The 15,405-nt window shown below is 35.8% G+C and carries 16 protein-coding genes; 8 read left to right on the forward strand and 8 right to left on the reverse strand.

Annotation, left to right across the window (positions count from 1 at the left end; translation table 11 throughout):
* Nucleotides 1-5 precede the first annotated feature (5 nt).
* From AC5YGD_RS07740 to AC5YGD_RS07775, 8 genes are all read left to right on the forward strand, one after another.
* Nucleotides 6-881 (forward strand): ABC transporter permease, encoded by an 876-nt coding sequence (locus tag AC5YGD_RS07740; RefSeq protein WP_416651554.1) that lies wholly within the window; start codon nucleotides 6-8, stop codon nucleotides 879-881.
* 5 nt (nucleotides 882-886) lie between these two features.
* Complete coding sequence (locus tag AC5YGD_RS07745; RefSeq protein ID WP_496141363.1) at nucleotides 887-1,750, forward strand: ABC transporter permease subunit; 864 nt, start codon at nucleotides 887-889, stop codon at nucleotides 1,748-1,750.
* A 27-nt stretch (nucleotides 1,751-1,777) separates the two neighbouring features.
* A complete protein-coding gene (locus tag AC5YGD_RS07750; protein WP_496141364.1) occupies nucleotides 1,778-2,833 on the forward strand; it encodes an ATP-binding cassette domain-containing protein in 1,056 nt (351 codons plus the stop codon).
* Nucleotides 2,826-4,769, forward strand: a complete 1,944-nt coding sequence (locus tag AC5YGD_RS07755; protein WP_496141365.1) for an alpha-L-arabinofuranosidase family protein — start codon at nucleotides 2,826-2,828, stop codon at nucleotides 4,767-4,769. The genes AC5YGD_RS07750 and AC5YGD_RS07755 overlap by 8 nt, the downstream gene beginning before the upstream one ends.
* A 315-nt stretch (nucleotides 4,770-5,084) precedes the next feature.
* A complete protein-coding gene (locus AC5YGD_RS07760; RefSeq protein WP_496141366.1) occupies nucleotides 5,085-6,101 on the forward strand; it encodes a glycine betaine ABC transporter substrate-binding protein in 1,017 nt (338 codons plus the stop codon).
* A 157-nt stretch (nucleotides 6,102-6,258) separates the two neighbouring features.
* A complete protein-coding gene (locus AC5YGD_RS07765) occupies nucleotides 6,259-7,161 on the forward strand; it encodes an ABC transporter permease (protein WP_416679580.1) in 903 nt (300 codons plus the stop codon).
* Between the two features lie 9 nt (nucleotides 7,162-7,170).
* Nucleotides 7,171-8,205 carry a betaine/proline/choline family ABC transporter ATP-binding protein gene (locus tag AC5YGD_RS07770; RefSeq protein WP_496141367.1) on the forward strand — a complete coding sequence of 345 codons (1,035 nt, stop codon included), beginning with the start codon at nucleotides 7,171-7,173 and terminating at the stop codon, nucleotides 8,203-8,205.
* On the forward strand, nucleotides 8,205-8,993 hold the full coding sequence (locus AC5YGD_RS07775; RefSeq protein ID WP_271556496.1) for an SDR family oxidoreductase: 789 nt from the start codon (nucleotides 8,205-8,207) through the stop codon (nucleotides 8,991-8,993). The genes AC5YGD_RS07770 and AC5YGD_RS07775 overlap by 1 nt, the downstream gene beginning before the upstream one ends.
* 209 nt (nucleotides 8,994-9,202) lie before the next feature.
* Here AC5YGD_RS07775 and AC5YGD_RS07780 read toward each other — a convergent pair whose 3' ends face one another.
* The 8 genes from AC5YGD_RS07780 to AC5YGD_RS07815 all read right to left on the reverse strand — a co-directional run bounded on the left by AC5YGD_RS07780 (nucleotide 9,203) and on the right by AC5YGD_RS07815 (nucleotide 15,312).
* The gene (locus AC5YGD_RS07780; RefSeq protein WP_416677687.1) at nucleotides 9,203-9,379 is read right to left on the reverse strand and encodes a hypothetical protein; all 177 of its coding nucleotides are present in this window, start codon (nucleotides 9,377-9,379) and stop codon (nucleotides 9,203-9,205) included.
* 21 nt (nucleotides 9,380-9,400) lie between these two features.
* Complete coding sequence (locus AC5YGD_RS07785) at nucleotides 9,401-9,589, reverse strand: hypothetical protein (protein ID WP_416677688.1); 189 nt, start codon at nucleotides 9,587-9,589, stop codon at nucleotides 9,401-9,403.
* 18 nt (nucleotides 9,590-9,607) lie between these two features.
* Complete coding sequence (locus tag AC5YGD_RS07790; protein ID WP_271556498.1) at nucleotides 9,608-10,246, reverse strand: c-type cytochrome; 639 nt, start codon at nucleotides 10,244-10,246, stop codon at nucleotides 9,608-9,610.
* Between the two features lie 86 nt (nucleotides 10,247-10,332).
* Nucleotides 10,333-10,644, reverse strand: a complete 312-nt coding sequence (locus tag AC5YGD_RS07795; protein ID WP_271556499.1) for a c-type cytochrome — start codon at nucleotides 10,642-10,644, stop codon at nucleotides 10,333-10,335.
* A gap of 80 nt (nucleotides 10,645-10,724) precedes the next feature.
* Entirely contained in the window at nucleotides 10,725-11,510 is a 786-nt protein-coding gene (locus AC5YGD_RS07800; RefSeq protein ID WP_496141368.1) for an enoyl-CoA hydratase-related protein, read from the reverse strand.
* Between the two features lie 23 nt (nucleotides 11,511-11,533).
* Nucleotides 11,534-13,591, reverse strand: coding sequence for an acetate--CoA ligase family protein (locus tag AC5YGD_RS07805; protein ID WP_416686599.1), 2,058 nt, complete (start codon nucleotides 13,589-13,591; stop codon nucleotides 11,534-11,536).
* 6 nt (nucleotides 13,592-13,597) lie between these two features.
* Nucleotides 13,598-14,755 carry an acyl-CoA dehydrogenase family protein gene (locus AC5YGD_RS07810; RefSeq protein WP_496141369.1) on the reverse strand — a complete coding sequence of 386 codons (1,158 nt, stop codon included), beginning with the start codon at nucleotides 14,753-14,755 and terminating at the stop codon, nucleotides 13,598-13,600.
* 29 nt (nucleotides 14,756-14,784) lie between these two features.
* Complete coding sequence (locus AC5YGD_RS07815; RefSeq protein ID WP_496141370.1) at nucleotides 14,785-15,312, reverse strand: thioesterase family protein; 528 nt, start codon at nucleotides 15,310-15,312, stop codon at nucleotides 14,785-14,787.
* Nucleotides 15,313-15,405 lie beyond the last annotated feature (93 nt).

Consider the following 15,405-nt stretch of genomic DNA (forward strand, 5'->3'; position numbering starts at 1 on the left):
TAAGAATGGGTGGAGATAAATTAAAAATTGTACTTTCTTTAACTCCGCCCCTTCTAATTATTGGTACATTGTTTTTTGGAGGAATACTATATGGATTTCTTCAAAGTCTTGGCTATCAGCCAACTATTGGAAGATATGATCTTAATTTTGACGCATACTATAACGTCATGTTTTCTGAAAGATATGCAAAGTTATTCTGGTCAGGCCTAGCATTAAATTTATGGGTTAGCTTTGTTAGTACCTTTTTAGCTGCAGCATTCGCTTTATGGGGAGCCTTATCTATTAGAAAAACTTTTTTTGCAAAAAAGATTTGTAATTTTATATTTTCCTTAAATTTACCTATGCCTCACCTAGTAGTTGCAGTAGGGATGATTTTTGTTTTCTCTCAAAGTGGATTATTAGCTAGATTTTTTACTCAGATAGGATTTATTGCCTCACCAAGTGAGTTTCCTATCTTAGTTAAAGATAAATATGGCTTCGGAATTATCTTGGCCTATATATGGAAAGAAGCTGCATTCTTTTTTATTATACTAATGTCAGTTCTTCAGTCTCTTGGAGAAAATTTTGAAGAATTAGCTCAGAGCTTGGGTGCTAATAAATGGCAAAGATTTAGATACGTTATTCTTCCCCTGGTAATGCCAAATTTATTTTCCGCCTCAATAATTGTTTTTGCATTTAGCTTTGGAGCATATGAAGTTCCAGCAATTCTGGGTGTTAACTACCCTCAAATGCTTCCAGTAATGTCCTTAGATTTCTTTCTCAATCCAGATCTAAACGCGAGAAGTGAAGGAATGGCTCTTAGTATGATTATTGCATTTATTGTAATGGTTTTAGTTGTGATTTATTTCCGACTAACGCAAAGTAAGATTAGAAAAGATTAATTTTTATGGATACTAATTTAAAAAAAACAAACATTTATGCAATTTATTTAGGGGCGTTCATTCTAATTCTTCCCTTAATTGCTTTTTTTATAAATGCATTTTCATTTAGATGGTTTTATCCCCAACTTATTCCTAAAGAGCTTAGTTTACAAGCCTGGGTAAGACTTAAACTAATTCCAAAAGAAGGCCTTAGGTCTCTAGATGGTTTTATAGACTTGTGGCTATCAAACCCTGCAATTATTAAAGCGCTAGTTAATAGCGTTACAATTGGTGTCATTGTTACTATTGTCTCTATTATTATTGCATTACCAGCAGCAAGAGTGCTGGGTCTACTTAATTTCAGATTTAAAAAACTTATTATTTTCATCATGATTTCTCCTACCATTTTGCCTCCAATAGCATTTGTACTTGGATTAAACATTAACTTTATTTCATGGGGCTTCTCAGGCAGTTTCTGGGGTGTTTGCTTGGTACATTTAGTTCCAATAATGCCTTATGTAGTTCTAACAATGACTGGAATTTTTGCTAACTATAATCCTGACTTTGAACACCAAGCTAGAACATTAGGTGCTAACAAATTCAGAACCTTTTATTTGATTACACTCCCAGCAATTGCACCAGGAATGGTAGTGGCTGCTTTATTTGCTTTCTTAGTTTCTTGGAGTCAATATTTATTAACTTTCTTGATTGGAGCTGGAAAGATTATGACACTCCCGCTGCTTGTATTCTCAACAGCCTCATCTGGAAATCCAGCATTAACAGCTGCAATATCAATCGTATTTATCTTTCCAGCAATAGTAATTTTGTTCTTTACCTCTAAATTCGTCTCAGGAGATTCTTCTGCGACATCTGGATTTGGCAAACTTTAATTAACCATAGAAAAGGCTACATAGAAGATGAGTGATTTAAAAATTTCAAATTTATTTAAAAGCTTTCCTGGAATGGATAGGCCTGCAGTTAATAATGTTAGTTTAGATATAAAAACAGGTGGATTAATAGCTTTTTTAGGCCCATCTGGCTGTGGAAAGACAACAATATTAAAAATGATTACAGGATTATTTCCACCTGATAGTGGAGATATAACTCTTAATAATGAATCTCTACTGCCAATTCCTACAGAGAAAAGAGGGGTAGTTATGGTTTTTCAAAACTATTTATTATTTCCTTATATGAACGTTAATGAAAATGTTGGCTTCGCACTCAAAATGAAGGGCATGGATAAAGGGGAAATTGATAAAAAGGTTAAGGATATGCTGGAGCTAGTTAAACTGCCAGATATTGGTAACAGGAGACCCAAACAACTATCAGGCGGTCAGCAGCAAAGAGTTGCACTTGCTCGTGCGTTAATTTCAAAACCAAGACTACTATTATTGGATGAGCCATTAAGTAATCTTGATGCGCATCTAAGAGATGAGATGAGAGAATTAATTGTAACTATTCAGCAAAAATTAAATGTCACAACAGTTTTCGTAACCCATGACCAAGAAGAAGCAGTTCTATTAGCTGATAATATTGCGTTAATTTTTGATGGTGAGCTTCAAAGTTTTGCATCACCAAAAGAATATTATGAATCGCCAATTAATGAAAGGGCTGCAAGATTCTTTGGTGGCGTTAACTTTCTAAAATCTACAATAAAGAATCAAGAAATTGATACAGAGATTGGGGCTTTAAATTACAATCAAAAAAATAAAAAAGACTTGAATAGTAATCATTTACTTACTATCCGACCTGAAAATATAAAGATATCAAAAACCAACACTTTTAAAGAAAATTACTTTTCAGGAATTGTTACATCTATTATTTTTTCAGGAACAAATACTAGGTACAAAATTAAAATTAAAGATATTATCCTGGACTGTTCTGTCCAATCTGTAGGTAATAAAGAGATATCTAAGAATGATCAAGTCTTTGTCCACTTGCCCGAAGACAAGATATGGGGAATGAATGATTAAATCAAAAAATAAAATTCTATTTAACATAGATGAAGGCATAGGCAAACTTTCTCCTCATATGTTTGGTGCTAATCTAGAGCACATTGGTGAAGCCATATATAAAAATGGTGTCTGGGCAGAGGTCATTGAAAATAGGAAGTTTTGTGGCGCTGATAAATTTACTTGGGAAACAGGAGTTGAGCATGATCATTTAGATTTTGGAATTATAAAACCCTGGCAAGGTTTTAATCCTTCGGCAAAGCATGTCATGTATGCTCATTCAAATTCTGAATTTGTAGTTAAGGGTGAAGAACAAATAAATAGGTTTGGCAGTGGTAAACAATCTCAACAAATTACCATAAGAGACAAAAGTGAAAAAAATAGAGGTATTAAACAGCCTATAAACGTAAATTTTGTTGATGAAGCACATCAATTCAGCATAATGCTAAAGGGGGCTGGTCAAAAAGTTTATATACAAATTGGTGAATTAAATTTTGTTATAAAAAGTCGCTCTAAGTGGTTTGAATTTAAAAAAAATATTAAGTTTAATAATTTAAAAACCAAAAAAACTTTATCTATTTCAATTAATAGTGATGAATTATTTATCGCCAATTGTTCTTTAAAGCCAAAAAATACAAATTTTGGTTTCAGGAAAGATATCACTAAATTAATTAAAGAATGGGTCCCTAGTTATCTAAGGTGGCCAGGTGGAAATTACCTATCTGGCTATAATTGGATTAATGGAATTGGAGATAAGAATTATCGTCTACCTTTTTATGACTATGCCTGGTATGAATGGGAAAACAATGACGTTGGAACTGATGAATTCATGCAGTGGTGTGAGTATATTGGAAGTGAGCCAATGATAACGATGAATACAGGCAATGGAACTCCTGAAGAAGCCGCCTCTTGGATTGAATATATCACCGGATCAATCAAAACAAAATATGGCAAACTTAGGGCAAAAAATGGAAGAGTTAAGCCTTATGATCTTAAAACCATATTTATTGGTAATGAAATGTTTGGAGGCTGGCAAATTGGTCATACAGATGCAAAAACCTATGCACTTAAATATAATAAATTTGTAAGAGCAATCAAGAAAGTTAATCCAAATTTAAGATATATTGCAGTAGGAGCTTGTGCGGATCATTTTGGTCATTGGAATGAAATAGTATTGAAAAATATCAGAGAAAGAGTCGATGAATTAAGTGTTCATTATTACTCTATAAGAACTGAAAAAGATAAAACACATCCTCATTACACCTCTAGATATATTCCTACAGTTGCTGCGTCAACAGAAGTAGAAATAATGCTTGATAAAACAATTGCTGAAATCAAAAAATATACTAAAAAAAATATTACCATTGCCTTTGATGAGTGGAACACCTACGTAGAAGCTGAACATCCAAACTATATTGAAAATTATAATATTTCTGATGCATTATATGCAGGCTCTTTATTAAACGCTTGTATTAATAGGGGTGATATGATTACAAATACTGGGGTGTATCACCTTATTAATGTGATGGGTAACTATAGGATAGACGGTCAAAAAATATGGAAAACTCCTACTACTTTAGTATTAGAATTATTTACTAAATATCACAAAGGAGAAATACTTAAAACGTCTGTAAGTAGCCCTACTTTTTCATCTCCCGCGCTTGGAAAACAGCCAGTATACAAAAATAATAAATTAATAGATGCTTCAGCCACCTATGATCAAAATCAGGTATGTCTTTCAATAGTAAACAAATCAGAAAAAGAAAGTTTAATAGTTTCAATACCCCAACATAAGAAAATAATAGCAAACTATTTAGTTAATGGTAGCTCACCAACTGACTTAAATGACAAGAAAAATCTAAATAAAATAGCTATTAAAAAAAATCAATTAGAATGTGGTGAAGATTTTGTTGAAATCCCACCTCATTCATTCAGCCTAATATTGATGAAAGTATAGACATATTAAATTGCCTAAATTGGAATAATTCATGGTGAAATAAATAAGTAAATTTCCCTTATCACCATTACTTCATAACCCTCTTTAATTAACGACCCTAATTAATTTAAAGCATCTTTTAATGATTGCTATCGACTCTAAATAAATAGAATTATTATTAACTTAATATTTCTATTATTTTATTAATATAAATTTTTTAATAAAAACAATATGTTGAATAATTTAATATAATTCAACTTGCACTGAAATTTTATATATACTAAAAATCAATCCTTATATTTAATAAGGATTTTGTTTTAAACCTAAGGAGAAAAAATGAAACTAATAAATAAACTATTAGCTATTTCAGCTATTTCAGTTGCTCTAATGCCAGGAGTTGTTAGTGCTGACTGCGGTAAGGCAAGACTAGCTGATTTTGACTGGAGTAGTGCTAATATTCATACTGCTATTGCTGGCTTCATCTTGGAGCATGGTTATGGGTGTGAAGTTAGTATAACTAAAGGAAGTACAACGCCTATTATGGCTGCGCACTATGATGGACAGCTTGATGTAGTTACTGAGCTTTGGTATGACAACATTAAAGATACTTTTGATGGTCATGAAGCTGCAGGAACAGTAAGAAACCTAGGAGTAAATACTCCTGACTCTCAGCAAGCATTCTATGTTGATAGAGCAACTGCTGATAAGTACAATCTTACAAATGTTCTAGATATGAATAATCCAGAAATTGCTGCGTTATTCAGTGATCCAGAAAACCCATCAATGGGAAGAATGACAAGCTGTATTGGTGGCTGGACTTGCTACACAATTAACCTTGTTAAACAAAAAGCTTATGGACTAGATAAATACTATACTAACTTTGATCCAGGTTCAGGTGGAGCACTAGATGCAGCAATCGCAGGTGCGTTTGCTAAAAAGCAACCAATCTTTACTTACTATTGGGCGCCAACTGGTCTTATGGGTAAGGTTGATTTAGTTAGACTAGCAGAGCCTCCATTTAACTCTGAGTGCTGGGCATCTATGCAAGTTGTTGTTGAAGACATCAAAGCCAATGGAACAGATGCATGGGTACCTACTTGTGGAGTTGAGTACAGAGACATGTCACTAGACAAGTCAGTTCTTTCTTCATGGGCGGATTCACACCCTGCAGAGACTGCATTTTTAGAGGCTTATAGCATACCAACTGCGCAAGTTAACAGACTACTTGCATTCTATGAAGATGAGTCAGATGGTGATATGGAGCTAACTGCAATGGAGTACTTAGCGAATGATGATTCATGGAAATCTTGGGTACCAGCAGACGTTGCTGCTAAAGTATCTGGAGCTCTATAAGTTAATCTTAATATAAAAAAGAGCTCACTTGTGGGCTCTTTTTTTCATCAAAATCATTATGATAAGAAAAATTCTCACGTACTTTACATTCCCAATATTCTTTGTATGGCTTTTAGTCGTAAGTTATAACTCATCGAAAAGAAAGCCCGATAGTGTTATGGAGCTATTTACTGATTTAAGTTGGCTCTATGACTGGCCTAAATGGTTAGATATTCCTCTAATGAAATGGATTAATGACGGTTTTAAAGTCTTTAATGAAAAATATGGAATTTACTTCGAAGTAATCAACGATTTTCTTCTTGGTGCAATCCTATCTCTTAAGAAATTCTTAATCGTTCTACCTTGGCCAGTAGTCATTGCACTCGTTGTTGCAGTTGTCTTCTTTTCTAGTGGCAGAAAAATAGGAACCACCGTTTTTGTTGGGTTCTGTACATTTTTTATAGGCTTCCTGCATCCAAAGTTTTGGGATAAAGCCATAGAAACAACCTCTATTATGATAATTGGAATTATTATTTGTATTATTATTGGTATTCCATTGGGTATTGCAATGTCTCGAAATAATAAAGTTCGAAATGCAATACTGCCAGTTCTTGATTTAATGCAAACAATTCCAAGCTTCTGTTACCTAATCCCAGGAATTATGCTGTTTGGATTGGGCGCTGTTCCAGCAATTATTGCAACCGTTATTTATGCGGTTCCCCCATTAGTCCGATTGACTGATCTTGGAATTACACTAGTTGATACCGAAGTTATTGAAGCAGCTGAAGCATTTGGGGCTAGCCCGAAACAAAAATTACTTGGGGTACAGTTACCTCTTGCCCTACCAAACATTATGCAAGGAATCAACCAGTGCACAATGATGGCACTAGCTATGGTTGTCATTGCCTCAATGATTGGAACTCGAGGCCTTGGCGATGAAGTTTTACTTGGACTTCAACAGCTAAACGTTGGAAAAGCAACTGAAGCCGGTCTCGCAATTGTTCTATTAGCAATTGTGTTAGATAGAATTACGCAGGCTTACGGTAAAAGAATACAAGATAGAAATAAACCACCAGAATAAACCCCTATTATGTCAAAAATCGAAATTAAAAATATTTATAAAATATTTGGTCCCCAGCCTGACCAGGTTTTATCAATGGTCCAAAACGGGGCAGATAAAGAACAAGTTCTAGAAGAAACTGGACATACTGTTGGCTTAGATAACGTTTCATTATCTATCGAAGAAGGTGAAATTTTTGTTTGTATGGGCCTATCTGGCTCAGGTAAGTCGACTTTGATTAGGCACATTAATAGATTAATTGATCCTACTGCAGGACAAGTTCTTGTAAATGATGTCGACGTATTAAGCTTAGATGAGAAAGAAATTTTAGAATTTAGAAAAAAAACCATGAGTATGGTTTTTCAGCGCTTTGGATTATTCCCTCACAAGACAATCATTGAAAATGTGGCTTATGGACTTGAAATTCAGGAAGTCCCTGAAGATAAGAGAAAAGAAATTGCCCAGGGTCAAATTGATGCCGTAGGGCTCCAAGGATTTGAAAACCAATACCCAGCTCAACTATCTGGCGGAATGCAGCAAAGAGTTGGTCTTGCAAGGGCTCTTGCAACTGACCCACAAATCCTTCTAATGGATGAAGCGTTTAGCGCTTTAGATCCTTTGATTAGAAGTGAAATGCAAACCCAACTAGTTGATCTTCAATCGAAACTTAAAAAAACGATTGTCTTTATAACCCATGACCTTGATGAATCGCTTAAACTTGGCGATCATATAGGAATCCTAAATGGCGGACGATTGGTTCAAGTTGGTCGCCCAGAAGATATTATCCTCAATCCAGCGGATGATTACGTTAAAGCTTTTGTTAAAGACGTTAATCGCTCAAAAGTTTTAAGAGCTAAGACTGTAATGACAAAAATTGATAAATTTGATACCTCTGGCATTAACCCATCATCAACATACAAGTATGATGAAGATACTTTTATTGAAGAACTAGTGCCTAAGGTTTTGAAAGATAGATCAACTATTGAAGTTATTGATAAAAATGGAAGCACAACTGGGTACATCTCATCTGACGAACTCTCTGAAGCCTTAACAAAAACAAAGTAATGTCTCAGGGTAATTTTGCAAGTAAAAATATAATCATTTCAGCCTCAGCTGATGGACTTGGCTGGTGTATGGCTAATGTTTTGATAGATCAAGGCCACACAGTTTACTTATCTGACATTAATCAGCAAAAAATTGATGAAATTCATAAGCATCCGCTTTTCAATAAAAGGGTATTTATTGAAAATGTTGACGCTGGGAATCCGGAGTCAGTTAAGTCTTACTTTAAAGCCCTTTCTCAAAAAGTTACACGCATTGATGTTCTCATAAATAATGTTGGTATTGCTGGTCCCACTGGACCAATGGAAGATTTAACCATCGAGGACTGGAGGCAAACGATAGATATAAATTTAAATAGCCACTTCTACTTCACTAAGTTTGCAATTCCGCTTTTAAAGAAGAATAAGGGGGGCTCAATTATTAATCTATCTTCAACAGCTGGACTATTTGGATTTCCACTAAGGACTCCTTACGCTGCTAGTAAATGGGCCATCATTGGAATTACAAAGTCACTCGCCATGGAGCTCGGTGAATTCGATATTAGAGTAAACGCGATTTGCCCAGGGTCAGTCTCAGGCGATAGAATTAATCGTGTTATTAAAGCAAGAGCCAAATCAATAGGCTCTTCTGAAAATGAGGTAAAAGAAGACTATGAGGCAATGGTTTCTCTTAAAACATTTGTAGATAAAGAAGATATAGCAAACATGGCAAGCTTTTTAATATCAAATGAAGCAAGCAAAATTTCTGGTCAAATAATGACAGTCGACGGCAACACAGAGAGAATGGGTTAAGCTCAAAAGTTACGCGTTTATAATTTTAATAGTGCCTATAAAAGCTCTTATTTAAAACTAGACTATTCTATTAAAAGACTTAACAGCCCAATGTTATTTTTTATCTTCTGACTCTAGACGTTTAAATTCTACAACAGTCATTACCGCTCCTACTAAAGCAAGCGCAAAGCAAAATAACCCAGTAAAGAATATTAGTGAATCATCCATAATTAGTCCTTCCTGGCTATTATTTTAAAATAAATAGCGAACGTTAAAATAGATGGAATCCAAGTTGCGGTAAACAATGCTTCTTGCTTTGTGTCCACTCCTTGAAACCAAAGAAAAGCAGTTGTTACAAATGCAACACCCACTGACATTAAAATACATATATCTGACGTTTTCATCATAATTACATCCTTCTTTAAAAATTAATCTTCGTTCCAAAAAGCCGCAGAACCTATCAACAAGAAAATTACTGCTAGTGAGGCATGCGCTCTTATACTTGTTTCGTTCGGTAACTCTATCAAAAGTGGCACCAAATTAGCCATACCAAGCAAAAGCCAGAGTACTGCCAAAAATGATAGGGATAGGGCTACTATCCCAATTTTTCTTTTCATAAAATCACCAGCTCTAGTTTAATGAAGTCCAGCTATATATTGTGACAAAGCTTCAATTTCAACTGTCGTTAAACCTTTAGCAACATTCACCATCATCTCATTTGCCCTAGAAACATCTGTGGAGCCCGTTTGTTCATTTATGGAATATTGACGGAATGCTTTTAGCTGTGAAGTAGTATATGCTGCATGCTGACCGCTGATTGCTGGGAAGCCTGCAGTTGGAATACCTAAACCTTTAGCTCCATGACAAGCAATACAAGCTGTCGTTTGAGTATCCATTTTTCCACCAACATAAATCTTACGACCAAGCTCAAGAGTTTCAGCATCTGCATTCGCACTGTTTTCACTTATAGTTTGGATTGAATAGTAAGCTGCAATGTCCATCATGTCTTGCTCAGAGAGCATTCCAGCAACACCATTCATCATTGCATTCTTTCTTTCACCTGACTTAAAGTGCTGTAATTGTTTTATAAGATAAGCCTCACCTTGTCCAGCTAACTTAGGAAAAGTAGGAATAGTGCTATTACCTGCCAGACCATGGCAACCCATACATGTTGCAGTCTTTGCTTGACCTGCCTCAGCATCACCAGCAGCAATAATAGGGCTACTGAAAGAAGCAATTAATATATAAGCTAAAGCAATAATGGTCTTTTTCATTCTTAATCTCCAAAAAATTCAAGGAAATTATACGTGAAAAATAATGGTATCGTAAACTTCAATTAGGACAGTTTTATCGACTAATATTAGTATTTAGAATTTTGAATAGAAAGATATTCAGCAATCGAGCGTTCAAATCCTTCAGCCATTGGAGCCATTGCATTCATGTATGAGTTCTGACGCTCACCTGACTGAAAATATTCTAATTGCTGAACAATCCAATCAGCATCTTTTCCAGCTAAAGAAGGTGCATTTTCATCTGTCGAATGTCCATTCTGGCCATGACAACTTACACAGCCCAAAGCACTATACATTGCTTCGCCTTCACTATTGGCATTTGAACTTAGCGAAAAAATAGCTAAAGCAATTGTGACTGATGTTAAAAAATATCTTTTCATTGAATCTATATCCTAACTTAATTCATCAAATAAATTATACCCAGTTCTAGCTTGTTCAAAATCTGTTGTATTTATAATGATTATTTTCCTTTCCAGCTTGGAGATCTCTTTTCAGAAAAAGCTTTAGGACCTTCTTTTGCATCTTCAGAGTTCAACATTTTCTGATAAGCCTGGATCTCACCAGATCGCATAACTTTATAAGCACTTTCTAAATCCATTTGGTCTGTTTGCCTTAATACAGATTTTATTGCTGCCAGAGAAAGAGGTGCAGACTTAGCAATTTGATGTGCCCACTCTATTGCTGAATCTTCTAATTCACTTAAAGTACAGCTTCGATTAACTAGGCCAAAGTGTTTTGCTTCATCTACGGCCATTCGTCGACCTGTCATAAGCATATCCATCGCCACTGCAGATGGCAATCGTCGTGGCAATCTTAAGACGCCCCCACTATCAGGGATAATGCCTAAGGTCGCTTCTGGAACAAAAAACTCTGCAGTATCTGCTGCAATTATAAGGTCAGCTGCTAAAGCTAACTCAAAGCCTCCTCCAACTGCTAGTCCATTAACTGCGGCAATGACAGGTTTATCAAGATCCCACAACTCCGTTAGTCCTGCAAAACCACCAAGCCCAAAGTCTGCATCAATTGCCTCGCCTTCAGATGCGGCTTTTAAATCCCAGCCACCGCAAAAAAAACGATCACCAGCACCCGTTATCACAGCCACCCGTAAATTATTATTATCTCTAAAACTGATAAATGCATCACCCAGCGCATGACTTGTTTTAGCATCAATTGCATTAGCTTTTGGTCGGTCCAAGGTAATCAACATTACGTCATCATAGATTTTGCAATTAACACTGTTGTTCATAAATTTCCCAATTAAAAGGCTGATTAGCCTAAGTTTAACTTAATAAGAGTGTCGACAGCAATAACTCCGCTGCCTCTCTTCAATACTAATAATGGATTAATATCCAATTCATCAATATCATTTTCACTAACTAGTTTGACAGTAGCCATTACGCAATCAATAATCATCTCAACGTCTCCTTGTGGATTACCTCTATAACCGTTAATTAAAGGAAAAGCTTTTAATTTTGATAAGGCTAGAGAAACATCCTTCCTATTAACTGGAAATAGAAGTGGAATACTTTCTTTGAAAAGCTCCACCAAAATTCCACCACTTCCAATAATAATATATTTTCCAAAAATTGGGTCAAGGCCAACACCAATAATCAATTCAGCAACTGAATCTTGCACCATTTTTTCAATAAGAAGGGATGAACCAATCTTAAATAAATCCTGGCAAGCCTTCTCTAGCGCTAAAGGATCATTTATATTTAGCATAACAGCACCTAGCTCTGTTTTATGTACCAACTCAACATCTGAAACCTTCAGTGTTATAGGGTAATGTATTTTTTCAGCGGCAATTAAAGCCTCAGAAGTGCTACTAATAATTTTTCCATCTGGCACAGGAATTCCATATTTTTTCAACAATTTCTTGCCTTCAAACTCTGTTAGAGTTGAAATTTTAGAAGGGTGAGATAATGAGCGTAATATCTCTATCGATTGCATTGAGCTTTTCTGAAAAGCGAGTCCAATTCTATAGGAGTGATTAAGAGCCTTCAAGCAAATATCCAGCCCTATCATTGGCGCGATACCATATTTTTGGCATTCCTTAATAATCCTTTTAGGCATACAATCTGCAATTGAAGCTAATACTATAGTCTTCTCACGTGTCCCAGAAATCGCATCAGAGAGAGCCAATAAAGTTAAGTCCCAATCTTTTTGTTCTGATTCTTGCGTTCTTGGCCAGTCCAATAACAACATTGTTGCAGCAAAATTGCCACTAATCATCTGCTTAAAGCATTTTGAAGTTCTTTTTCGGTCACCCCAAATAAAGGTATGGTAATCAAGTGGATTATCAACCTCGACATAATCATTAAGCGCTAGTTTAACTCTATCTTTATGAAGATCATCAAGGCTAGGAAAGGTGATATCTAGACCATCAATCAAATCCGCCATCATTCCTGCCTCTCCTCCAGAGCAGCTCATAGATGCAACACCGTTATGGTCAATGGTTCCTAAAATACTTAGCAGTTTTAAAGTTTCTAGGAACTCTGGAACAGTATCCACTCTAGCAATCCCGAGTCGCTCAAAAAAAACATTAAAAAGTTGGTCCAAGCCTGTCATTGAGCTGGTATGACTGAGTGCAATCTTTGCAGAAACATCAGTACGTCCAGACTTAATTGCAACAATTGGAATTTTTTTATCAAGGGCTCTTCGAGCAGCAACATCAAACGATTTGATATCGGAAATTCCTTCGATATGCAGGCCTATTGCATTGACTCTATTGTCATCGAGCATCGCATTAATAATATCTGCAATATTTGTATTTGTTTGATTGCCAAGAGTAAACATGTAGGCAATTGGAAGCCCGATCGATTGCATTGTAATATTAAGGCCTATATTGCCACTCTGTGTAATAATTGCAACCCCACTCAAAACTGGCTCACAACCATGAACATCAGGCCACAATGCAACTCCATCAAGACTATTGATAAAGCCATAACAGTTCGGTCCAATTAATGGCATTCCATCAGCAGCCTCTTCCAGCCTCTGATTTCGTTTTATTCCTTTTTCTCCAAGCTCTCCAAAACCAGAAGCGTACAAAACTGCTCCACCACCTCCAATCGACTTTAAATCAGCAACTATAGCTATAGCAGACTCGGCATTAACTGCTATAAACGTAGCATCTGGAGCCTCAGGAAGATCTTTAATATCTTTGTAACACTTAATTCCCTCAAGAAAATCTAGAGTTGGATGGATTGCCCAAATTTTATGGTTATAGCCTAATTTTTTACTTTCTCTAATCGCAAAATTTGCACCACGATTTCCAACCACAGCTATTGATTTTGGTGATATTAGCCGACTCAAATTAGTTCTACTCATAAAGGACTACTCAAATGGTCTTAGTAGTGACCTTGAAATGATATGTCTTTGAATTTCACTCGTACCATCCCAAATTCGTTCAACTCGATGGTCTCGCCATATTCTTTCCAAAGGCAGCTCTTCCATTAGACCCATACCTCCAAGTATTTGTATGGCTTCATCAGAAATCATTGCAAGAGTCTCTGTAGCTTTCAGTTTTGCCATTGCAGCATCACTATTAGTCATTTCTCCTTGCGTATCCTTCCATGCAGCTTTTAAAGTTAATAGTTCTGCAGCATGAAGCTCCATTGACATATCAGCAAGCTTAAAAGAAACTCCTTGAAATTTACCAATCTTTTGACCAAATTGTTCACGCGTTGCAGCCCATTCTGTTGCAATTTGCAGGGCTCTTTCAGCTCTGCCAAGACACATTGCTGCAACTGATAATCGCGTAGCGCCAAGCCACTCATTTGCCACATCAAATCCATGGTCTACCTCACCTAATACTTGAGATTCATGGACACGGCAATTATCAAAATTAAGAATAAAGTTATGATATCCCCTATGAGAAACACTTTTGTATCCAGGCTCTACAGAAAACCCTGAGGTACCAATATCCACCAAAAAGCTAGTTATTTTTTTCCTCTCTCCTCTGGAAGTCTTCTCAGTTCCAGAAGCTGCAAATAAGATAACGTAGTCGGCCACATCCGCATGACTAATAAAATGCTTTGAGCCATTAATTACAAAAAACTCTCCATCTCTCTCTGCCTTGCACTGCATAGATCGAACATCTGACCCTGCGTTAGGCTCTGTCATTGCAAGACATTCAACCTTATCTCCTCGAATCGTTGGAATTAAATAATCTTCAATTTGTGCTCCTTGGCAAGCCAGCAATATATTACTAGGTCTTGCGACAATATACTGAAGACCAAAATTTGCCTTACCTAACTCCTTCTCTAAAAGGCATAAAGTCAAAGTATCAAGACCCCCACCTCCATGTATTTCTGGCATATTACTAGCATAAAGACCTTGATCGATTGCCTTTTTTTTGATATTTTCAGCTAGTGGTTTGTTAATTTTATTACTTTGTTCAACCTCATCTTCGTGAGGATAAAGCTCTTGCTCCACGAAACTTTTAACTGAATCGATAATCATTTCTTGCTCATTAGAAAGGCCAAAATCCATCCCTACTCCTACAATTTAATTAACTTACTTTATTTTTTAATCGCCATAATGCGGCCTTTTTGCCTTGGTGTAGACAATTTTTTATGATATCCCCAAATCTTTAAAAGTATATCTTCAACAGTTGATTCAATCTGGCATGCTTTCCCTTTGTTGATATCTACATGAACAAGCATTTGCTCAGTTGTAGCTAATAAGTCACCACTTTCAGCATGGAACATTTGATGAAAAATATGAAGCTTTTTTGCATCTAAACCAAGTAATTGAGTAGTAAACTTAAGAGGCTCTCCCTTTGAAACTTCCAAATAAAAGTTTATATGCGTTTCAACAGTATAGAAAGACTTGCCTGCTAAGCGATAGTCATTATCAACCCCAATGTATTGAAATAAAGCATCTGAAGCATCGCCAAAAGCATACAAATAGAATGACTCGCTCATATGGCCATTGTAGTCAATCCAATCTGGATGAACTTCAGCTTGATATAACTCTAGAGGAGTATTAAGCTTGTCCTCTAGAGAAAAGTATTGGTACTTTCTTTTAAGATATATTTCATTATCCATATGATGTCAGAATACCTAATAGAATTAGAATGTAATGAGATGTCAATTAATAAAGATTATATAATGACAATGTCTGCACCGAACTACTTGAAT

This window comes from Candidatus Pseudothioglobus sp. uisw_070 (assembly GCF_059512545.2).